Raw genomic sequence first — 21,399 nt, forward strand, 5'->3', positions numbered from 1 at the left:
ATGATGGCAGAGAGGTCACACCCGTTCCCATACCGAACACGGAAGTTAAGCTCTCTAGCGCCGATGGTAGTTGGGACCTTGTCCCTGTGAGAGTAGGACGTTGCCAGGCAATATTATTCCGCAGTAGCTCAGCGGTAGAGCTATCGGCTGTTAACCGATCGGTCGTAGGTTCGATTCCTACCTGCGGAGCCATTGGAGAGCTGTCCGAGTTGGCCGAAGGAGCACGATTGGAAATCGTGTATACGTCACAAGCGTATCAAGGGTTCGAATCCCTTGCTCTCCGCCATAGGATTTATAATATTTGGCCCGTTGGTCAAGTGGTTAAGACACCGCCCTTTCACGGCGGTAACACGGGTTCGAATCCCGTACGGGTCACCACTTTGGAGGATTAGCTCAGCTGGGAGAGCACCTGCCTTACAAGCAGGGGGTCGGCGGTTCGATCCCGTCATCCTCCACCATATAATTTTTATATGAATAGTATTATCGCGGGGTGGAGCAGCACGGTAGCTCGTCGGGCTCATAACCCGAAGGTCGCAGGTTCAAATCCTGTCCCCGCAACCAAATGGTCCCGTGGTGTAGTGGTTAACATGCCTGCCTGTCACGCAGGAGATCGCCGGTTCGACCCCGGTCGGGACCGCCATTTTAATAAGGCTCGGTAGCTCAGTCGGTAGAGCAGAGGACTGAAAATCCTCGTGTCGGCGGTTCGATTCCGTCCCGAGCCACCATTTATTTTAATAAAATATGCCGGCTTAGCTCAATTGGTAGAGCAACTGACTTGTAATCAGTAGGTTGGGGGTTCAAGTCCTCTAGCCGGCACCATGTAAGTTTCGGAGGGGTAGCGAAGTGGCTAAACGCGGCGGACTGTAAATCCGCTCCTTCGGGTTCGGCAGTTCGAATCTGCCCCCCTCCACCATTTACATAGGGGCATAGTTTAAAGGTAGAACTGAGGTCTCCAAAACCTCCAGTGTGGGTTCGATTCCTACTGCCCCTGCCAAATATATATTTACACAACATGGCGGTTGTGGCGAAGTGGTTAACGCACCGGATTGTGGCTCCGGCATTCGTGGGTTCGATTCCCATCAGTCGCCCCATTTTTATTTTAAAAATTACAAATAATCTAATGGATACTTACATATAATTAAGTAAGAATTCGATGGGCTATAGCCAAGCGGTAAGGCAACGGACTTTGACTCCGTCATGCGCTGGTTCGAATCCAGCTAGCCCAGCCATTTTTGCGGAAGTAGTTCAGTGGTAGAATACAACCTTGCCAAGGTTGGGGTCGCGGGTTCGAATCCCGTCTTCCGCTCCAATAAAATTTTATATGGCGGCATAGCCAAGTGGTAAGGCAGAGGTCTGCAAAACCTTTATCACCGGTTCAAATCCGGTTGCCGCCTTTTCTTTTGTGCCGATGTGGCGGAATTGGCAGACGCGCACGACTCAAAATCGTGTTCCTTCGGGAGTGTCGGTTCGACCCCGACCATCGGTATCATGAACGGCGTAAAAAAGCTCTATACAATTAGTATAGAGCTTTTTTGTTTTCTTTTCATTACATGACAAAATAAGCAGAAAAAATATTGCATATACAATATTCCTTTCGAGCACTCTAGAGAGAATTTCTCCACCCCGGTGACATGAAGTTAAATCCGACACCACCAGTAGATATTAGTACATTATCAACGGTTAAGTTTGTAATTTCTAAAAACTTCTTTTCAAACTCTTCTCTGTTGTACTTATACATAGTTGAGTGGCACGCCCACATATGTGTTGAAGTACTTAACCAGTCCCCTAATTCCTTCAATTCAGGAAACGCCTCAAATTGGATTGTTTCATCTAATTTCATGAATCTTACTTGATAGATAGTTGGGTTTAACTTATCTCCTATTCCTTTAAAAGCATGTGATTTTTTGTCTTTTGAATGTGTCATAATTCTCCCTCCATCTTTTCTTCAAATTATTTCCTATTTTTATTATATAACAATAGAAAGTAATTATGGAAATATTATAGAAATCGGTATCGGCAATATAAAAAGACTCTAACAGAAATGTTAGAGTCTTTTTGTTAAATTATACTATGTGCTTCTAAAATTCGTAATAAACGTAGGAATTCATGTATAATATAACTTGTCGAAAGAACAAAATGATAGTGATTTATATTATGTCTGTAATATGAATCAAAAATGAACTTTTTATATTTCTTTTAAAAATGTGTTGAACACACATTATATTTCATATTAATATTTTTATGTAGATTTAAAACGGGAAAGAGAGTGGAAAGTATGGGCCGTAAATGGAACAATATTAAAGACAAAAAAGCATCAAAAGATGCAAATACAAGCCGTATATACGCGAAATTTGGGCGTGAAATTTATGTGGCAGCAAAACAAGGCGAGCCAGATCCAGAATCAAACCAAGCGCTAAGAGTTGTATTAGAGCGTGCGAAAACATACAATGTTCCAAGAACAATTATTGATCGTGCAGTTGAAAAAGCAAAAGGCGGTTCAGAAGAAAATTATGACGAGCTTCGTTATGAAGGATTCGGACCAAATGGAGCTATGGTTATTGTAGATACACTTACAAATAACGTAAACCGTACTGCAGCAGATGTACGAGCTGCATTTAGCAAAAATAGTGGTAATATGGGTGTGAACGGTTCTGTAGCTTACATGTTTGATGCGACAGCTGTTATCGGCCTTGAAGGTAAAACATCAGATGAAGTTCTTGAAATTTTAATGGAAGCAGATGTAGATGCACGTGACATTCTAGAAGAAGAAGATTCTGTTATCGTGTATGCTGAACCAGATCAATTCCATGCAGTACAATCTGCACTTAAAGGTGCTGGCGTTGAGGAGTTTACAGTTGCAGAATTAACAATGCTTGCACAAAGTGATGTAACACTTCCTGAAGATGCTCAAGCACAATTTGAGAAAATGGTTGATGCATTAGAAGATTTGGAAGATGTTCAACAAGTTTATCACAACGTAGACTTAGGAGAGTAATACGATAGATGACCCTTTTCGCTTAGCGGATAGGGTCTTTTTTATGAAGTTAATTAAGGTGATGAAGTATTAAAGGTATTTTGTTGTAGGTAGTGAATATGATTATAGGGATATATATAATATTCATTATCTCTAGGAGGCTTAATATGGAACATAAGACACCAAAGCATATAGTTGCTGTAGCAGGTTATTTAACAAATGAAAAAAATGAAGTGTTATTAACAAAAGTGCACTGGCGAGCTGATACGTGGGAGTTGCCAGGAGGACAGGTAGAAGAAGGCGAAGCGCTCGATCAAGCTGTCTGTAGGGAAATAAAAGAGGAAACAGGGTTAACGGTGAAGCCTATCGGAATTACAGGGGTTTATTATAATACCTCTATGCATATTCTAGCTGTTGTTTTTAAAGTAGCATATATAAGTGGTGAAATAAAAACTCAACCTGAAGAGATACAAGAGGCTAAATTTGTTGATTTAAATGAAGAGAACATAGATGAGTATATAACGCGTCCTCATATGAAATCCAGAACGCTTGATGCAATGAGAGCAACACATTTTATTCCGTATGAAACGTGGGAAGTACAGCCGTATAATTTAATAGGAAGATTGTAAAGAAAAGAGTAGCCGATTTGAGATACATTCGAATCACTACTCTTTTTTGTATACTGTTTAAGAAAAAGGTCAAAATAATAATAGCACTAGTATTGATTTTTAGAACGTTTGTTCTGTATAATAAATCTATATGTTATATACATTTAGATTACTAGGTAGTCAAAAGTATATATATTTGTAGATGATATAATTAAAGTGTAAAGTGAAAATATAATAGTCTTAAGGGTTTCTCTTTTATTGGTTATTCGTGCTTTAACATAACCTATATTCAATATTTCAGATGAATAGTAGATAAAAAAATACTGTGATACAATACTTTTTTATCCCACTATTTGCTGGGCAGTAAGCCTGATTGATGAGGGCTCATTAAAGTTTCACTTTATACCTTACAATGATGTAAGGTACGTGTAAGAGAAATCGATGGGATATTTTTTTACAACAATGTATTCTTAAAGTAAGAGTTATATGCTGTGTGGAAAAGAGGTGTTCAAGATGAAAGAACGAGTATTATCTAGGGTGAACTATCATCAAAAAGTTGCATTAAATCCAATGACTAAACTTTTTTATAAAGCCATTATATTATTATTATTGTTAAGTTGTACGTTATTATTCATTGGAAATGTAATGATTGAGAAAAGTGATATTAGTAAATTACATGTACCGGCTAAGTTAGAGGTGCCAGAATCATTAACACATGCATTTATTGCGACAGAAGATAAAAGATTTTATCATCATAACGGTTTAGATTATATAGCAATTATTAGGGCCTCAGTTGAGAATATAAAGGCTGGTGGTGTCGTGCAAGGAGGAAGCACGATTACACAACAGCTATCTAAAAATGCCTTTTTAACAAATGAACGTACATTTTCTCGTAAGTGGAAAGAGATTTTTTATACGAAAAAAATTGAACGCACATTTACGAAGGATGAAATTTTAAAATTATATGTAAGTAATATTTATTATGGAGAAGGAGCGTGGGGAATTGAAAAAGCAGCAAACCTTTACTTCGGTAAAAAGGTGAACCAATTAACGTTGGCTGAAAGTGCAATGATGGCTGCTGTAGTAAAAGCACCTGCTTATTACTCACCTGCCCAAAACTATGATAAAGCAGTAGAGAGACGAAATGTCGTTTTGAGACTAATGGAGAAAGAAGGCTATATAAGCCATGATGAGTATGTTCAAGCAGTTAGTGAGAAATTAGTAATTCGTCATGATATAAAAATAGAGCAGTCGATGTTAAATAGCGCGCGTAAAAAAGCAGTAAGTTAAGAGAAGTTCCTACAGAGGAGCTTCTTTTTTTGAATAAATTGTGACAAATTGTGACACAATATCGTCACAATTATTGTGTTTTTGTAATTTATGTGAGCGTGTTCATTGCGTGACGTATATAAGTGTTGATATTATGTGTATTGTGTACAATGCTGTATACAGAATATGAATTTAAAGAGGAATGTATATGAAATCAAATAAACTCATGGCTCTTGGTATAGTTTTTTCTATCGCAGTATTGATTGTAATTGGAACAATTGCGTATAGCATCATAAATGACAAAAAAGATAAAGGGAATGAGATGTTTGCTTATTCTACGCAACAATCTTTAGGGAAAGATGATGCTCCAGTTAAGGTAGTTGAATTTGGAGACTTTAAATGTCCTGCTTGTCGTACTTGGGATGTAACAGTATTACCTCGATTAAAAGAAGAGTATATTGATAAAGGCAAAGTGCAGTTATATTTTATTAACTTCCCATTTATCGGAAAAGACTCGGATTTAGGTGCAGCAGCTGGTGAAGCAATTTATAAACAAGATAAAGATTCATTCTGGATTTTCTATGATGAGATTTATCAAAATCAAAAGAAAGATACGGAAGAATGGATTACAGAAGATTTGCTTCTTAGCATTGTGAAAGAAAAACTTCCAAAAGTTGATGTAGAGCAATTTAAGAAAGATTTACACAGTAAAGACATTAAAGAAAAAGTACGTAAAGATTCAGATCGTGCTCAAAAATTAAAAGTTCAAGGTGCTCCTTCTGTATATGTAAACGGAAATCTTGCAAACCCTGATTTCGATAGTATGAAGAAGGCAATTGATAAAGAATTGAAAAAGTGATGAGGTCTCTCATCACTTTTTCGACTTTTTTCGATAAAATTCTTGCCTCTACTTTTTTTACATGCTATACTACTTTACATAAGTTATTCTAATATCTTATATGTAATTCATATTTGCGGGTGTAGTTTAGTGGTAAAACAAGAGCCTTCCAAGCTCTGGTCGAGAGTTCGATTCTCTTCACCCGCTCCAAATTTTATTAAATGTTTTTCTATAAATTGTGATCAACGCAGTGTTTCGTTTCCGAGATAAACGAGGCATTGCGTTTTTTAATGTTTGAAAAACCTAATTACATGCGAAAATAGAAGTAAATAATAGTATTCCAAAAGTGAATTACTAACCAATAGAGTCGTTACATAAGGGATGGATTCATCTGAGGAGGCGATTAAGAGTGGATTTTGAACAATTAAAGCAAGATGTAATTGCGTATAGTAAAACAATTGGCATAGATAAAATAGGCTTTGCGAGTGCTTCTCCTTTTGAGGAATTAAAGCAGCGCTTAATCCAGCAACAACAATTAAATTATCAATCTGGATTTGAAGAGCCTGATATAGAGAAGAGAACGAATCCGCAACTGTTATTACCGGGTGCTAAATCAATTATTGCGATTGCTTTAGCATATCCTTCAAAATTAAAAAATGCACCATTAAGTAAGCGTGGAGAACGCCGTGGGATTTTTTGTCGTGCTTCTTGGGGACAAGATTATCATCTTGTTTTACGAGATCGTTTGCAAAAATTAGAAGCATATTTAATTGAAAAACTTCCGGATATAGAAGTGAAGTCCATGGTTGATACAGGTGAATTAAGTGATCGAGCTGTATCAGAGCGTGCAGGCATTGGATGGAGCGGTAAAAACTGCTCTATTATTACACCTGAATTTGGTTCGTACGTATACTTAGGGGAAATGATTACAAATGTTCCATTCCCGCCAGATAAGCCGATAGAAGATCAATGCGGGGGCTGTACGAAATGTATCGATATTTGTCCTACCGGTGCTTTAATACAGGGGGGACAGTTAGATTCGAAGAAGTGCATTGCGTTTTTAACACAGACGAAAGGATTCCTACCTGAAGAATATCGCGATAAAATAGGAAATCGTATATATGGATGTGATACGTGTCAGACTGTTTGCCCGAAAAACAAAGGAATGGATTTTCATAATCATCCTGAGATGGAGCCGGATCCTGAGCTAGTTAAACCATTATTAACGCCACTTTTAACAATTAGTAATCGTGATTTTAAAGAGAAATATGGGATTATGTCAGGGTCATGGAGAGGGAAAAAGCCACTGCAAAGAAATGCGATTTTAGCATTAGCACATTTTAAAGAAACATCGGCAATTCCTGATTTAATTGGTGTTATGAAAGATGACCCAAGACCAGTATTACGCGGAACGGCAGCATGGGCACTTGGGAAAATTGGCGGAGATGGAGTAGGCGAAGCGATTGAGAAAGCGATGGAACGTGAGAAAGATGAAGAAGTGCTTCATGAAATGAATCGCGGGCTTGAATTGTTAGCACAGAAAAAAGAGTAGATAATATTTCCCTTTTTCATATTGTAATATGGGAGGGAGACAGAATGGTTGTAAAAACGAAGATTGAAAACCAATTACAACAATTTTTAGCATATATAACGGAGAAAAGAACGAATGTGGATGGTATTGCTGAGGATTTACTACAAATGGCACTGAGAAAGAAACAATTGTTTCAAAGACGTAGTGCACATATAGTGAAAGCAACTGCGGATGTTTCTTTCATTAGACAATTAAATAGTAATGACCATCAAGAAATTGATTATCAAATACATTTTAAATATTTAATTAAGCATAAAGAATTATTTTATATTGAAGAGGAACAATTAAAACGAAGAGTTTGTTTAAATAATAGTCGGATTATAGGCGATTATGCTATTGAAGTGTCAGAAGAAATTAGAATGGGTGAGACATTAGAAAGGGAAATTACGAAAGAGAAGTACGGTTCTTATCAGTATAATCGTTTAGAGGCAGTGAAATATGCAGAGCGTTGGTGGGATGACCGAAATCCTATGTATCGTAATTTCCCTGATAATTGTACGAATTTCATTTCTCAATGTCTTCATACTGGAGAAGTACCTATGAGCGGATATCCCAATATTCGTAAAGGATGGTGGCAAAGGGAGAATCAGTGGAGCTGGAGCTGGGCTGTTGCACATTCTTTTTATTGGTATTTGTCAGGTGCTACAACAGGACTTCGAGCAGAGGCGGTAGAGAGGCCAGAAGAACTTATTCTTGGAGATGTCATTGCTTATGATTTCGAGGATGACGGAAGATGGAATCATACGACGATTGTAGTAGCAAAAGATGCAGATGGTATGCCGCTTGTAAATGCACATTCAGCGAATAGCCGTCGACGTTATTGGAACTATGAAGACTCTAGTAAATATACACCACAAATGAAATATAAATTCTTTCATATTATTAATGGGTAGAGATTTTTCGCTCAAGTGGTATAATACGTAGTAGACAAAAAACAGAGGTGAATATCGCGTGGGAGTACATGTTGTTTTATATCAGCCAGAAATTCCAGCAAATACAGGGAATATTGCTCGTACTTGTGCAGCAACTGGAACAGAATTACATTTGATCAGACCGCTTGGATTTTCAACGGATGATAAAATGTTAAAGCGTGCAGGATTAGATTATTGGCAGCACGTAAAAATTACGTACTATGATTCAATTGAAGAATTTTATGAAAAAAATAAAGACGGTGAATTCTTCTATTTAACAAAGTATGGCGAGAAAGCTCATACAGCGTTTGACTATAGCAAGCGCGAGAAGGATTACTATTTTGTATTTGGAAGAGAAACAAACGGCTTACCAGCTAATGTAATCGAAGAAAACTTTGATCATTGTTTACGTATTCCAATGACAGATAAAGTACGTTCATTAAATTTATCTAATACAGCAGCAATTTTAATTTATGAAGCGTTCCGTCAACAAAATTACCCTGGATTAGATTTAGAAATCGTTTATTAAAAGTCGCCATATGGCGACTTTTTTTTATAAAATAAAAATAATATATAATCATACATTTAAAAGAGGAGACATAATCATATAGAATGGGATATATGATTAAAAATAGATAAGACGGGTTGAGATAAATATGAAGGAAGAATATAGTAATCAAAATACCTTTTTAAGTATGATAGATATGGATTTAATTAGACAAGGATTATTACATGCTATTCAAGATTTAGTATTCATATTGAAAGTTATTGATAATGAAACGTTTCAATATATGTATGTGAATAAAATAGGAATGGATTATGCTAGGTTAAGCGAAGAGTGCTATGGAAAAACTTTTGCAGAAGTATTACCAAAAGATATAGCGGGGATATTGCAAAGGCAATATGCAAAAGTAGTGAGAGAAGCGAAAGCACACACCTTTTGTGATGTAGTCAATTTACCAAAAGGTGAGATACATTATGAATCTTCACTTAATCCTGTCTGCGACGAAGAAGGAATATGTCAATTTATTATTTGTATTACAAGAGATATTACAGCTCAAATTGAGGAGAAGACAGAGATAGAGGAAAAACAAATGTTATTTAAGTCGTTACTGGAATATAATAATGACTCAATTATATCTATAGATTCTATAGGGAGAGTTACATATGCAAATCCGGCAACGTATGAAATATTTGGATACCGGTATGAGGAATTAAATAATAAATTTATTTTTGAATTCATTAATAAAGAATATGAAAAAGATTTTCAAATTATATTTAAGGGATCGATGCAAGGAAAAGCAAAACAAATTGTTTCAAAGAAATATGTTCATAAAGAAGGGTACGAGCTATATATTTCTTTGAGAACTATCCCGATTATTGTGAACGGTGAAATTGTTGGGATTTATATTGTTACGAGAGATGTTACAAGGCAAGTATTAAACGAAATGCGAACAGAATATTTAGCTTACTATGACCAGTTAACGGGATTAATGAATAGAATTTCATGTACAAATAAGTTAAATACTTTTTTAAATGAGAGTGTAAATTTTGCACTTGTATTTATAGATTTAGATGAGTTTCATCGTATTAATGATACATTTGGTCATAAAGAGGGAGATAAAGTATTACAAAAAGTTACAGAATGTTTAAGCAATCTAAAAATAGAAGATATGCACTTATTTAGATAACACGATGATCAATTTGTTATGTTGATAGAAAATATAACGAAAGAATATGTAGAGGAAATTGCAAAAAGCATACTGAAAAATATTAGTGAATCTTTTGTAATCGAAGAAGAAGATGTATATTTAAGTGCGTCAATTGGAATTGTAATGGTTCCAGCAGATGGAGAAGATGAAAAAATACTATTTCAGAGAGTCGATGCTGCTTTAGAAAAAGCAAAAGAAAAAGGAAAAGGACATTATCATTTTTATTGTAGTGGATTAGACTGTGAGCGTGAACAAAGGTTTATAATAGAAAACCAGTTACATCGTGCTATAGAAAAAAATGAATTTTTCTTATATTATCAGCCACAAATTAATATTGAAACGAAAAAAATAGCTAGTATGGAAGCTTTAATAAGGTGGGAGAATAAGGAATTAGGACTTGTTTCTCCAAACCAATTTATTCCGTTGGCAGAAAGAACAGGCTTTATTATTAAGCTCGATGAATGGGTAGTAAATCAAGTGTGTCAGCAACTGCGCGAATGGTTAAATAAAGGATATGAAGTGGTCCCAATTGCGGTTAATATTTCAGCTAGACACTTTCGTTCTATTACATTAATAGAGATGATTACACGGGCTTTACATAAGTACAATGTACCGGCTCATTTATTAGCGATAGAGGTTACAGAAGGAGCTCTTATACATAAAGATATATCGAAGAGAGTGTTAATACAATTAAAAGAACAAAATTTAAAGATTCATTTAGATGATTTTGGAACAGGCTATTCATCTTTAAGTTATTTAAAAACATATCCAATTGATACTTTAAAAATTGATCGTTCTTTTATGGAGGGTATACATATAGATGAACGTGATACGAATATTACAGCTGCAATTATTCATTTAGCTCATACTTTAGAATTGAATGTAATTGCAGAGGGAGTAGAAAAAAAGGAGCAAATACAGTTTTTGAAAGAAAAGAATGTGAAGCTTGTACAAGGTTATTATTATAGCCGACCAATATCCAAATATGATATGGAAAATATGTATTATAAATAAAAAAATGATGTGCTAAAAGCACATCATTTTTTATGTGTACCTGGTTTGTCGTTGTAACCGGATGTAAAAATAGCTGTAAGAAATGTGAGTGATACACCTAAAATTAATAATAATTTCATACTAATATCCTCCTTACTTTTTTCGGTTCATGAGTTTTATTTATTATCCAAAATGTATGTAAGGTTCTTAGAAGAAAAGAATTTATTTATAATGAATAGCAGTGTAAAAACGTTAATACCTATATTATACAGAATTTTCTTTGAATTTTGGAGAGAATTTTAGCGTGCTATTATATATTTCGTTTTGATTTAAAGAATGTTTAAGGACATCCTAGCATACCTTTTATAATAATCCGATTGAACAAGGAGATGGGGGAGGAGCTATAATGGATATTCTAAAAAAGATTGAACAGCACCGAGAAGCAGAAGAACGTTTACAATGGGAAGGTACGTTTGCGGAGTATTTGGAGCTTGTGAAAGAAAGACCATGGGTGGCTCAAACAGCACACTCTCGCATTTACAATATGATAAAAGATGCTGGAATTGAAGAAGTTGATGGTAGAAGAAAGTATAACTTCTTTAGTAATCAGCTCTTTGGATTAGAGGATGCTCTAGAACGTCTTGTAGAGGAATATTTTCATCCATCTGCAAAACGATTAGATGTTAGAAAAAGAATTTTATTATTAATGGGGCCTGTTAGTGGAGGGAAATCAACGTTAGTTACAATGTTGAAACGAGGATTAGAAACATATTCAAGAACAGATCGCGGAGCAATTTTTGCAATTAAAGGATGCCCAATGCACGAGGATCCACTGCATTTAATTCCACATCATTTACGAGATGATTTCTTTGATGAGTATGGGGTTAGAATTGAAGGGAATTTATCACCACTAAATGTCATGCGTTTAGAGCAAGAATACGGATCAAGAATTGAGGATGTAGTTGTAGAGCGTATTTTCTTCTCTGAAGATCGCCGTACAGGGATTGGTACATTTAGCCCGTCTGATCCAAAATCACAAGATATTGCAGATTTAACAGGTAGTCTGGACTTTTCTACGATTGCAGAATATGGTTCAGAATCAGACCCGCGTGCGTATCGATTTGATGGAGAATTAAATAAGGCAAACCGAGGAATGATGGAGTTCCAAGAGATGTTAAAATGCGATGAGAAGTTTTTATGGCACTTATTATCACTTACGCAAGAAGGGAATTTCAAAGCGGGAAGATTTGCGCTTATTTCAGCAGATGAATTAATTGTAGCGCATACGAATGAAACAGAGTATCGCTCATTTATAGCAAATAAGAAAAATGAAGCATTGCACTCAAGAATTATTGTAATGCCAGTTCCTTATAATTTACGGGTAAGTGAAGAAGAACATATTTATGAAAAAATGATTCGTGAAAGTGATGTATCGAATGTTCACATTGCACCACACACACTTCGCGTTGCAGCAATGTTCACTATTTTAACTCGTTTAAAAGATCCGAAGCGTCCGGATATTGATTTAATTAAAAAGATGCGTTTGTATGATGGAGAAACGGTAGAAGGTTATAATGCGATTGATGTAGAAGAATTACAACGCGAATATCAAGATGAAGGTATGAAGGGTATTGATCCTCGTTATGTCATTAACCGAATTTCGTCTACAATCATTCGAAAAGAGGTACCATCTATTAACGCGTTAGATGTACTTAGATCTTTAAAAGATGGGCTAGATCAGCATCCATCCATTAGTAATGAAGACCGTGAACGTTACATGAACTTCATCTCATTAGCGAGAAAAGAATACGATGAAATCGCGAAGAAAGAAGTACAAAAAGCGTTTGTTTATTCATATGAAGAATCAGCTAAGACGCTTATGGATAATTACTTAGATAACGTCGAGGCGTACTGCAATAAATCGAAATTACGTGATCCGTTAACAGGAGAAGAAATGAGTCCAGATGAAAAATTAATGCGCTCAATTGAAGAGCAAATTGGAATTTCAGAAAATGCTAAGAAAGCGTTCCGTGAAGAGATTTTAATTCGCATTTCTGCTTATGCCCGTAAAGGAAAACGCTTTGATTATAATTCACATGAACGTCTTCGTGAAGCGATTCAGAAAAAACTATTTGCTGATTTAAAAGATATAGTGAAAATTACAACATCAACGAAAACGCCGGACGAAAATCAGCTTAAGAAAATCAATGATGTTGTTGCGCGTTTAATTGATGAGCATGGCTATAATTCTTCTTCAGCAAATGAATTACTACGCTATGTAGGTAGCTTGTTAAACAGATAGTTTGATAACAAAACGCTGTCTCTTGTATTTTGCGGGACAGCGTTTTATTATCCGTTCATATGTGTATAAAGTGTCATACCTTGTCCAAATGTAATAAATTAAGATGCAATTTTATGAATTTATTGTCAATTATTTTTACAATATGCATATGATAGAGTAACCAACCATTCATACGAAAAAAGCCAACACAATACAATATGTTGCAAAGTGAAAATGTGTGCAACAATGCATTGTGTTTCTTTCTTATCGACGGTTAAATGTCATTTCTATTATATGAGTGGCAAAATTTTGTTTAGGATGCTCGGAGTATTATATGAAAAACGTTATATATGTTTATGGGATGATTTTCGATGGGCAGTTACCTTTCATTCTTGCTTGCACAGTATAAAACAAAATTTCTAGCTTGCTGTTCATATAGGAAGACAATTACAGTAAGGAGGGAAAGAAATGGGTGAAGAAAATCAACCAAATTATACGATTTCACAGGAAAACTGGTCCCTCCATCGCAAAGGATATGACGACCAACAACGCCATCAAGAGAAAGTGCAAGAGGCAATTAAGAATAATTTACCCGATCTTGTAACAGAAGAAAGTATTGTTATGTCTAATGGTAAGGATGTTGTGAAAATACCGATTCGTTCTTTAGATGAATATAAGATTAGGTACAATTATGATAAAAACAAACACGTTGGGCAAGGAAATGGTGACAGCAAAGTTGGTGATGTCGTTGCGAGAGATGGATCAGGTGGTCAAAAGCAAAAAGGACCAGGAAAAGGGCAAGGAGCAGGGGATGCGGCTGGAGAAGATTATTATGAAGCTGAAGTCTCTATTTTAGAATTAGAGCAAGCATTTTTCAAAGAATTAGAATTACCTAATTTAAAGAGAAAAGAAATGGATGAAAACCGGATTGAACATGTTGAATTTAATGATATTAGAAAAACTGGATTATGGGGCAACATCGATAAGAAAAGAACGATGATATCCGCATATAAACGAAATGCGATGCGTGGTAAAGCATCTTTCCACCCAATTCATCAAGAAGATTTAAAGTTCCGCACTTGGAATGAAGTATTAAAGCCAGATTCAAAAGCTGTTGTATTAGCGATGATGGATACGAGTGGATCGATGGGGATATGGGAGAAATATATGGCACGGAGCTTCTTTTTCTGGATGACGAGATTTCTACGCACAAAGTATGAAACAGTAGATATTGAATTTATTGCCCATCATACGGAGGCAAAAGTAGTTCCAGAGGAAGAGTTTTTCTCAAAAGGAGAAAGTGGCGGAACAATTTGTTCTTCTGTATACAAAAAAGCACTCGAGCTAATTGATAATAAATACTCACCAGACCGCTATAATATTTATCCATTCCATTTTTCAGACGGTGATAATTTAACATCAGATAATGCTAGATGTGTAAAGCTTGTTGAAGAGTTGATGAAGAAGTGTAATATGTTTGGGTATGGGGAAGTGAACCAATACAACCGCCACAGTACCCTCATGTCAGCCTATAAAAATATTAAAGATGAGAATTTCAGATATTATATTTTAAAGCAAAAAGCAGATGTATTTCATGCGATGAAGAGCTTCTTTAGAGAAGAAGCAGGAGAGAAAATGGCGTAACCCCTTGTAAAGGGGTTATTTTTTTGTAAACTTTTTATTTTTTAGATTGACAATAATTATAGCTACCCTACGATCCGTTTCTATCCCCTGTAATTTCCAGTATAGAAAAATTATTTTGGATTTGTTGTATAAATAAATGGGTATAACTGGGTTTAGGGAGTTTGACGCATTCCCCTTCTTCAAAGTAAAATGAAAACACTAAGGAGGGGAAAATAGTGGAAATTAAATCTATGCATCTCAATATTAAGATTAGAATAGTTACATCTTTTTTAACTCGTACAGTAGGAATTATGATTTTTCCATTTATGGCAATTTATTTTTCCATAAAATTAGGAGCAGCATTGGCTGGATTTTTATTGTTATTAAATGTAATTACATCACTTATTGTAGGACTATATGGAGGTTATATTTCTGATATATTAGGGCGCAAGCAGGTCATGATTATCGGACAAGTGATACAGGTGATTTCCATCGCCTGTATGGGAATTGCAAACTCAAATTATATTGATTCACCTGGGTTTACATTTTTGTTTATGCTTATAAATAGTATTGGTGCTGGATTAATGAATCCGGCAGCAGAAGCAATGTTAATTGATGTGAGTACACCAGAAAATAGAAAAATGATGTACAGTATTAATTACTGGGCAGTCAACTTGTCTATAGCGATTGGTGCTATTCTTGGAGGAATTCTTTTTGAACAATATCGATTTCAATTATTTATATTATTGACAGGTATTGCATTATTAACATTATATTTGATTACATTTTATATGGAAGAAGTATATGTAGTTCAAAAGAAAATTGAAAAGAAAAATGTGTTGCAGGACATGGTAAATAATTATCGAGTTGTAGTAAAAGACCGAGCATTTATGATACTATGCTGTGCAAGCCTATGTACATTGTCATTAGAATTCCAAATCAATAATTATATCGGGGTCCGTCTGCAACAGGAATTTGAAACGATAACATTTTCATTATGGAATGGGAATTACTTTGATTTAACAGGTATACGTATGCTTAGTTGGATCTCCGCTGAGAATACAGTATGCATCCTTCTATTTTCAGCTTTTATCGTGAAGTTTATGAAATATTTTCATGACCGAAAAGTACTATTTATTGGTTTATTTTTGTATACAATGGGATTTATGATATTGGGATCAAGTAATAGCTTTTGGATTTTATTACTAGCAGGTCTACTTCAAACGATAGGAGAGATGATGTATGTTCCAGTAAGCCAGTCACTTCGAGCAGATATGGCCCGTACTGACGCTAGAAGTTCGTATATGGCTATTAACGGAATGATATTTCAAATTGCAAAAATGGTTGGAGCGTTTGGAATTATGATGAGTTCTCTAATTAATTCTTTGGGGATGAGCATCTTGTTTGGACTTATAGGGATAATTAGTATTCTTTTATTTAAGAAAGCACTTGATATGTCTCAATATCAATGTGGGAATGTAGAAAAGATAATGTAATGATATAACGAAGCTACTTGTTTTTACATAATAAGTAGCTTTTAGAAAAATATTAAAGTACCTCTTCTTTTTTTATAATAATTATATAAATAATACATTTTCAATTAATAGTAAGAATATAAAATAATCTAAATGGAAAAGAAGATATTGAATGTAAAATTAACTTAAAGTTTGTGCAATAGTCGTTATTTTGTATAATGAAAGAATTCTTTTTGGGTAAAAAATACAAAAAATAATGTATAAGGAAAATTATAAATAAGATTACAATAGTGAAGAATAAAAAATGAATTCGGAGAAAAGCGGAATGGAGATACATACAAAAAAATTGATTAGAAGCTTAGAACAAAAAATGGCGTTTTGCGTAAAGGTAGTATTTAAATCCATACGATATGATGAAGAAAAAAAATTAAATGAAGTTATTTATAACAGTATAAGCGATATTAATATGATGCTGAGTCTAATTGAGACTTATATGAAGGTTGAAAAAGAATCTACAAAAGAGCTCAAACAGCTTCAAAAGCAATTAATACAAACCCGATCATATATTGAATTTGAATGTAATAAGTTAAAAATTAGTATTTAAAACCTGATTAAAAATGTAATTATATCTTTACATGTAACTATAGGGGGATTTAAAAATTATTATAAATTGTAAGTTTTAAGGTCTTTAGAGGGAACTGTATATAAAGTAAGATTTAATTTAATCTATTTAGTAAGGGAGTCTTAAATCTACTATGTAAAAATATATATTATTACACTTAATTATGTTTTCTATACATATAGGTTTCAACGCATAAAAAAATGTAAGGGAGATACATGAAAAGAGGAGTCTTATGGAAATATACGTGGTTAAAATAATTGATATAAATAGTGAACAGTTAGATGAATTAAGTTTATTAATTGACTCAAGAAAAAGACATAGAATTGAAAAGTATGTGAAAAAAAAGAATAAACTTCAGACATTAATCGGAGAAATATTGTTAAGAGCGATAATTATTCAAAAACTTAAAATTAATAATAAAGATATCGTATTTAGTAATAATTATTATGGAAAACCATACTTGAAGAATCATCCAAATGTTTTTTTTAATCTGTCTCATTCTGGAGAGTTTGTTGTATGTGCATTTGATGAACATCCAATAGGAATTGATATAGAACAAATAAAAGAAATTGAATACGAGGATTTAGCTAAAAATTTTTTTACTAAAAGAGAGTATGATTATATTATGAAAAATGATTTGGATCGAAAATTGAATAAATTTTATGATATATGGACATTAAAAGAGAGTTATATTAAGTGTTGTGGCAAAGGTTTATCCCTTTCTTTGAAATCTTTTTCAATTGAAATAAATGGATTAAAAGAAATTAATGTAATTAAGGGATGTAGTTATACGAATCACAAATTACAAATTTTGGATTTTGAATTTGGATATAGAATGGCTATTTGTACATTAAATAAAAAAAAATTTCCTTATATAAAAACAATAAATCAAAGTGAATTAATTGATACATATAAGACGCTCTACAATGTGTAGGACCAATCACTTGTGTATACTAATCTTATCATCCTGTATATGAAAATATAATATGATTTAAAAGAAAACTTGTATAATTGGTATCTGCAAAGGAGTTTTAGAATGGAAACCCGAGCTATAAATATTTGTTAGATAAGGATATAAAATTCAACACCTAAATTCTAACTAGATTAAATAATTAAATATTTTGTGCGATAAAAAATTTAATGTTAGAACGTTAGAATAATAAAGGTAGAAAGGGGTAGAAACAACTTGTATGAAAGATTATTAATTATGAAAAAAGCAGAAGGTCACAATAATGGAATACTCATAGAAAAATTTATAAAGTATTTTGCTTTCTATTCTATATTCAGTTCAATATTCAAGATATATCCAATAAATATAAAACAAGCGATTTTTGTGTCCATTATTACAGTGCTTTTAATAGCAAATGATTATGCTAGAGTCAAATTTCTAGATAAACCTAATTCATTTTGGTATTCTCTCTCTTTTATTGGGAGTAATGTTCTTGCTGGCTTTTTACTATATGAAGTCTATTGTATTGGATCACAAATTTATATAATTATTTTACTTATTGAAATTATTGTTACAACTAAAGAAATACCAAGATTTATATTAGGATTGCATTTTATTATCTATTTAATTGCCCTTAAAATTGCTGATACAAATATAAAAGATATATTAACTTCTTATTTGGTCATTATGTCAATCCTCTATCTTTTTAGAAATATTTTGTTGGAAAAAGAAAAAATACAAATATTAAATCAAGAATTAAAAGTGGCAAATAACACTCTTCAAGAATACTCGGAAAAAATAAAAGAATTAACCATTTCTAAGGAAAGAACAAGAATAGCTCAGGAACTTCACGATTCTCTTGGTCATTATCTAGTTGCACTGACGATGAATTTGGAATATGCTGCAAAAGTTGTAGATATAGAGCCGGAGAAAGTGAAGAGTGTAATAAAAAAATCGCAAAATTTGTCAAGGGATTGTATCTTAAATTTGAGACAAGCCGTGGCGTTGTTAAATGCTAATCCTGCCCAAAAAGGATTGCGTAAATCGATTGAAGAGATTTTTGAGAATTTCCGTGAAACTAGTGGAATAGAATTCGAATTAGAAATAAAGGAAGCTGTTGAATTTGTTAATCCGGATATTAAAAATTGCCTTTATAAAACAGTACAAGAGGCAATAACAAATGGAATAAAGCATGGTAATGCAGAAAAGTTCTCTATAAAGATACATAAAAATTATGATCAAATTTTACTAATTATAATGAATAACGGTGCAAGATGTACAAATATTGTTAAATCAAATGGGATTAACGGTATAGAAAGCAGAGTTATAGCGCTTGGTGGGGAGGTTCATTTTTATTCAGATGATTACTCAGGTTTTATTGTAAAAGCTAGTATACCTGAGATTATCGATTTTTAATCGTGTGAGATGAAGATTCATTTTCTCAAAATATTAAGGAGGCAATCATATGGATGTTGTTATAGTAGATGACCAGCAAATTGTTAGAGAAGGATTGAAAATGGTTTTGAGTCTTCATGAGGAAATTAATATTGTCGGTGAGGCTTCTAATGGTGAGGAATTGTTAGAGCTTCTCTCACATACATATGCTGAAATTATTTTAATGGATATAAGAATGCCGATAATGGACGGTATAGTAGCAACAAAGCTGGTTAAAGAAAAGTATCCAGAAATTAAAGTTATTATTCTTACAACATTTAATGATAGTGAATATATTTTTACGGGGCTTAAAAATGGAGCAGATGGCTATATCCTTAAAGATTCAGATTCACAAGAGATAATTGAGTCGATTAAAACAGCTTTTGAAGGGAATATTCTTTTGAATCCTAAAATTACACTGAAAGTTGTAAAAGCATTAAATTCAGCAAATTATAAAGAGACAGTTAAAGCGGAATTTAATGAGAATAAACAGCCTTCGAACTTGCTTACACCAAGAGAGCTGGAGGTCGCAAAACACATTATGGAAGGGAAGAGTAATAAAGCAATTAGTAAGGAGTTATTTATAACGGAAGGTACCGTTAAGAATTATGTTTCGAGAATACTTGAAAAATTGGAGTTAAATAACAGAACGGAATTGACTTTGTATTTACAAAAATTTATTTAATTAAAGTTAATTTTCTTAGGTTTTTTATAATATCAAGATGATTTTTACACATATTTGATGAGCATGTATAAATGTTATTATTTTATTAACTAGCATTCTTTTAAATGCATAAGCCAGAGCCTATATAACACATGTTATTATAATATAGCGAAAAAGGGATGAATTTTAGGATTTATCCCTTTTTCACTACAATAGATATAGTGAAAAAATATTCAGTACATAATCGTAAGGAGTACTCTCACTTCATATTTTATATGCCATGTGATTTTATCTTATTAGTTTGCTGTCATATCTCTTTAGTCTATTTAAAGAAAATAATCGAGAAATTTCTAATGCTATCTTAATTATTCCTAAAAAATAAGTTCACATATGACTAAAGTAATAGATTAATTAACATCTAAAGTAATACGCTAATTGAGTACTATAGTAAATAGTAAAGAAATTGACACAGAGATAAAATATAAGAACAGAGATATTCAAAGGAGTGTGTGACATATGCTCGAATTAAAAAATTTAACAAAAAAATATAATGAATTCATTGCTGTTAATAATATTTCACTAAATGTAGAAAAGGGAGAGATATTTGGTTTACTAGGTCCTAATGGTGCTGGTAAATCTACAATGGTTTCCATGATAAGCACTGTACTTTCACCAACTAGTGGAATAATAAAGATTGATAATAAATTGCTTAAAGAAGAGCCTGTAGAAATTAAAAAAATAATGGGAATTGTACCACAGGATCTAGCTTTGTATGAAACTTTAAGTGCTAAGGAAAATTTAAATTTCTTTGGGAGTTTGTATGGACTTTCAGGAAAAAGACTAAAGGAAAGAACTAATGAAGTATTAGAAATCATTGAGTTAACAGATAAACAGAATCAGAATGTATCTGAATTTTCTGGAGGGATGAAACGTCGAGTTAATATTGGTGCTGCTCTTATGAATAATCCCAAATTGTTAATTTTGGATGAGCCTACAGTAGGGATTGATCCACATTCAAGAAATCATATCCTTGAAACAGTAAAAAAACTAAATAAAGAAAAAGGAATGACGGTTATTTATACTAGCCATTATATGGAAGAGGTAGAGTATTTATGTAAAAGAGTGGCGATAGTGGATCGAGGATCTCTTATTGCTTTAGGAACAAAAGAAGAACTTAAGAGAAATTTAGATGCATGTGATACCTTAACCGTAAATTACAGGGATGCAAGTAAAGAGGCCCTTGGACAGTTAAATAATATTCATGGTATTAGAAATGTAACAATAGAAAAACAACAAATTTCTATGCTTATATTATCTAAAGAACGAACTGTCATGGATATTTTAGATGATATTAAGGATTTAGGAATTAAGCTTACAAGCTTTAAGTATGAGGAAGTAAATTTAGAAAGTATTTTCCTTCAGATAACAGGTAAAAACTTAAGAGAGTAGGGGGAA

16 protein-coding genes, 16 tRNA genes, 1 rRNA gene and 1 pseudogene are annotated in these 21,399 nt (G+C 33.4%); 33 read left to right on the forward strand and 1 reads right to left on the reverse strand.

Going from position 1 to position 21,399, the window contains the following annotated elements; all coding sequences use genetic code 11:
* The 16 genes from rrf to ACTFRH_RS29790 all read left to right on the forward strand — a co-directional run.
* A 5S ribosomal RNA gene (gene rrf / locus ACTFRH_RS29715) occupies positions 1-109 on the forward strand; the annotation flags it as partial.
* An 8-nt stretch (positions 110-117) separates the two neighbouring features.
* A tRNA-Asn gene (locus tag ACTFRH_RS29720) sits at positions 118-192 on the forward strand.
* 2 nt (positions 193-194) lie between these two features.
* Positions 195-286 (forward strand) — tRNA-Ser (locus ACTFRH_RS29725).
* A gap of 17 nt (positions 287-303) precedes the next feature.
* A tRNA-Glu gene (locus ACTFRH_RS29730) sits at positions 304-378 on the forward strand.
* 4 nt (positions 379-382) lie between these two features.
* A tRNA-Val gene (locus tag ACTFRH_RS29735) sits at positions 383-458 on the forward strand.
* 26 nt (positions 459-484) lie between these two features.
* Positions 485-561, forward strand: a tRNA-Met gene (locus tag ACTFRH_RS29740).
* A gap of 3 nt (positions 562-564) precedes the next feature.
* A tRNA-Asp gene (locus ACTFRH_RS29745) sits at positions 565-640 on the forward strand.
* A 9-nt stretch (positions 641-649) separates the two neighbouring features.
* A tRNA-Phe gene (locus tag ACTFRH_RS29750) sits at positions 650-725 on the forward strand.
* Positions 726-743: 18 nt separating this feature from the next.
* Positions 744-819: transfer RNA gene (locus tag ACTFRH_RS29755), tRNA-Thr, on the forward strand.
* A gap of 10 nt (positions 820-829) precedes the next feature.
* Positions 830-913 (forward strand) — tRNA-Tyr (locus tag ACTFRH_RS29760).
* Positions 914-920: 7 nt separating this feature from the next.
* Positions 921-994 (forward strand) — tRNA-Trp (locus ACTFRH_RS29765).
* Positions 995-1,015: 21 nt separating this feature from the next.
* Positions 1,016-1,091, forward strand: a tRNA-His gene (locus ACTFRH_RS29770).
* A gap of 63 nt (positions 1,092-1,154) precedes the next feature.
* A tRNA-Gln gene (locus tag ACTFRH_RS29775) sits at positions 1,155-1,229 on the forward strand.
* Positions 1,230-1,234: 5 nt separating this feature from the next.
* Positions 1,235-1,309 (forward strand) — tRNA-Gly (locus ACTFRH_RS29780).
* A gap of 14 nt (positions 1,310-1,323) precedes the next feature.
* Positions 1,324-1,394, forward strand: a tRNA-Cys gene (locus ACTFRH_RS29785).
* 10 nt (positions 1,395-1,404) lie between these two features.
* Positions 1,405-1,486: transfer RNA gene (locus ACTFRH_RS29790), tRNA-Leu, on the forward strand.
* A gap of 117 nt (positions 1,487-1,603) precedes the next feature.
* Here the strand turns inward: ACTFRH_RS29790 and ACTFRH_RS29795 are convergent.
* The gene (locus ACTFRH_RS29795) at positions 1,604-1,924 is read right to left on the reverse strand and encodes a DUF3884 family protein (RefSeq protein ID WP_000149742.1); all 321 of its coding nucleotides are present in this window, start codon (positions 1,922-1,924) and stop codon (positions 1,604-1,606) included.
* Positions 1,925-2,275: 351 nt separating this feature from the next.
* On the opposite strand from ACTFRH_RS29795, the gene ACTFRH_RS29800 reads away from it, so the two are divergent.
* The 17 genes and pseudogenes from ACTFRH_RS29800 (at position 2,276) to ACTFRH_RS29880 (ending at position 21,393) form a co-directional block, all read left to right on the forward strand.
* Positions 2,276-2,995 carry a YebC/PmpR family DNA-binding transcriptional regulator gene (locus ACTFRH_RS29800; RefSeq protein WP_000532952.1) on the forward strand — a complete coding sequence of 240 codons (720 nt, stop codon included), beginning with the start codon at positions 2,276-2,278 and terminating at the stop codon, positions 2,993-2,995.
* Positions 2,996-3,141: 146 nt separating this feature from the next.
* On the forward strand, positions 3,142-3,603 hold the full coding sequence (locus tag ACTFRH_RS29805) for an NUDIX hydrolase (RefSeq protein ID WP_000400456.1): 462 nt from the start codon (positions 3,142-3,144) through the stop codon (positions 3,601-3,603).
* A 492-nt stretch (positions 3,604-4,095) separates the two neighbouring features.
* Positions 4,096-4,872 (forward strand): transglycosylase domain-containing protein, encoded by a 777-nt coding sequence (locus tag ACTFRH_RS29810; protein WP_000664715.1) that lies wholly within the window; start codon positions 4,096-4,098, stop codon positions 4,870-4,872.
* A 187-nt stretch (positions 4,873-5,059) separates the two neighbouring features.
* A complete protein-coding gene (locus ACTFRH_RS29815) occupies positions 5,060-5,710 on the forward strand; it encodes a DsbA family protein (RefSeq protein ID WP_000841306.1) in 651 nt (216 codons plus the stop codon).
* A gap of 115 nt (positions 5,711-5,825) precedes the next feature.
* A tRNA-Gly gene (locus tag ACTFRH_RS29820) sits at positions 5,826-5,899 on the forward strand.
* Between the two features lie 199 nt (positions 5,900-6,098).
* The gene (queG, locus tag ACTFRH_RS29825; RefSeq protein WP_000345216.1) at positions 6,099-7,241 is read left to right on the forward strand and encodes a tRNA epoxyqueuosine(34) reductase QueG; all 1,143 of its coding nucleotides are present in this window, start codon (positions 6,099-6,101) and stop codon (positions 7,239-7,241) included.
* Positions 7,242-7,285: 44 nt separating this feature from the next.
* On the forward strand, positions 7,286-8,173 hold the full coding sequence (locus ACTFRH_RS29830) for an amidase domain-containing protein (RefSeq protein ID WP_000260586.1): 888 nt from the start codon (positions 7,286-7,288) through the stop codon (positions 8,171-8,173).
* Between the two features lie 58 nt (positions 8,174-8,231).
* The gene (gene trmL / locus ACTFRH_RS29835) at positions 8,232-8,720 is read left to right on the forward strand and encodes a tRNA (uridine(34)/cytosine(34)/5-carboxymethylaminomethyluridine(34)-2'-O)-methyltransferase TrmL (protein WP_000538147.1); all 489 of its coding nucleotides are present in this window, start codon (positions 8,232-8,234) and stop codon (positions 8,718-8,720) included.
* A gap of 127 nt (positions 8,721-8,847) precedes the next feature.
* Positions 8,848-10,917: pseudogene (locus ACTFRH_RS29840) on the forward strand (sensor domain-containing protein).
* Positions 10,918-11,302: 385 nt separating this feature from the next.
* The gene (locus ACTFRH_RS29845; RefSeq protein WP_000353281.1) at positions 11,303-13,198 is read left to right on the forward strand and encodes a PrkA family serine protein kinase; all 1,896 of its coding nucleotides are present in this window, start codon (positions 11,303-11,305) and stop codon (positions 13,196-13,198) included.
* A 447-nt stretch (positions 13,199-13,645) separates the two neighbouring features.
* Positions 13,646-14,821, forward strand: coding sequence for a sporulation protein YhbH (yhbH, locus tag ACTFRH_RS29850; RefSeq protein ID WP_000503512.1), 1,176 nt, complete (start codon positions 13,646-13,648; stop codon positions 14,819-14,821).
* Between the two features lie 230 nt (positions 14,822-15,051).
* Positions 15,052-16,296 carry an MDR family MFS transporter gene (locus ACTFRH_RS29855; protein ID WP_033703500.1) on the forward strand — a complete coding sequence of 415 codons (1,245 nt, stop codon included), beginning with the start codon at positions 15,052-15,054 and terminating at the stop codon, positions 16,294-16,296.
* A gap of 304 nt (positions 16,297-16,600) precedes the next feature.
* The gene (locus ACTFRH_RS29860; protein ID WP_000402455.1) at positions 16,601-16,879 is read left to right on the forward strand and encodes a hypothetical protein; all 279 of its coding nucleotides are present in this window, start codon (positions 16,601-16,603) and stop codon (positions 16,877-16,879) included.
* A 250-nt stretch (positions 16,880-17,129) separates the two neighbouring features.
* The gene (locus tag ACTFRH_RS29865; protein WP_000409326.1) at positions 17,130-17,831 is read left to right on the forward strand and encodes a 4'-phosphopantetheinyl transferase family protein; all 702 of its coding nucleotides are present in this window, start codon (positions 17,130-17,132) and stop codon (positions 17,829-17,831) included.
* Between the two features lie 273 nt (positions 17,832-18,104).
* Complete coding sequence (locus ACTFRH_RS29870; protein WP_003299926.1) at positions 18,105-19,262, forward strand: sensor histidine kinase; 1,158 nt, start codon at positions 18,105-18,107, stop codon at positions 19,260-19,262.
* Between the two features lie 49 nt (positions 19,263-19,311).
* The gene (locus ACTFRH_RS29875) at positions 19,312-19,965 is read left to right on the forward strand and encodes a response regulator (RefSeq protein ID WP_000383621.1); all 654 of its coding nucleotides are present in this window, start codon (positions 19,312-19,314) and stop codon (positions 19,963-19,965) included.
* 495 nt (positions 19,966-20,460) lie between these two features.
* Positions 20,461-21,393, forward strand: a complete 933-nt coding sequence (locus ACTFRH_RS29880; protein ID WP_000891280.1) for an ABC transporter ATP-binding protein — start codon at positions 20,461-20,463, stop codon at positions 21,391-21,393.
* Positions 21,394-21,399: the final 6 nt, after the last annotated feature.

Origin of the sequence: Bacillus cereus group sp. MYBK216-1 (assembly GCF_051916495.1) — a bacterium.
GTDB classification, from domain to species: Bacteria; Bacillota; Bacilli; order Bacillales; family Bacillaceae_G; genus Bacillus_A; species Bacillus_A thuringiensis_K.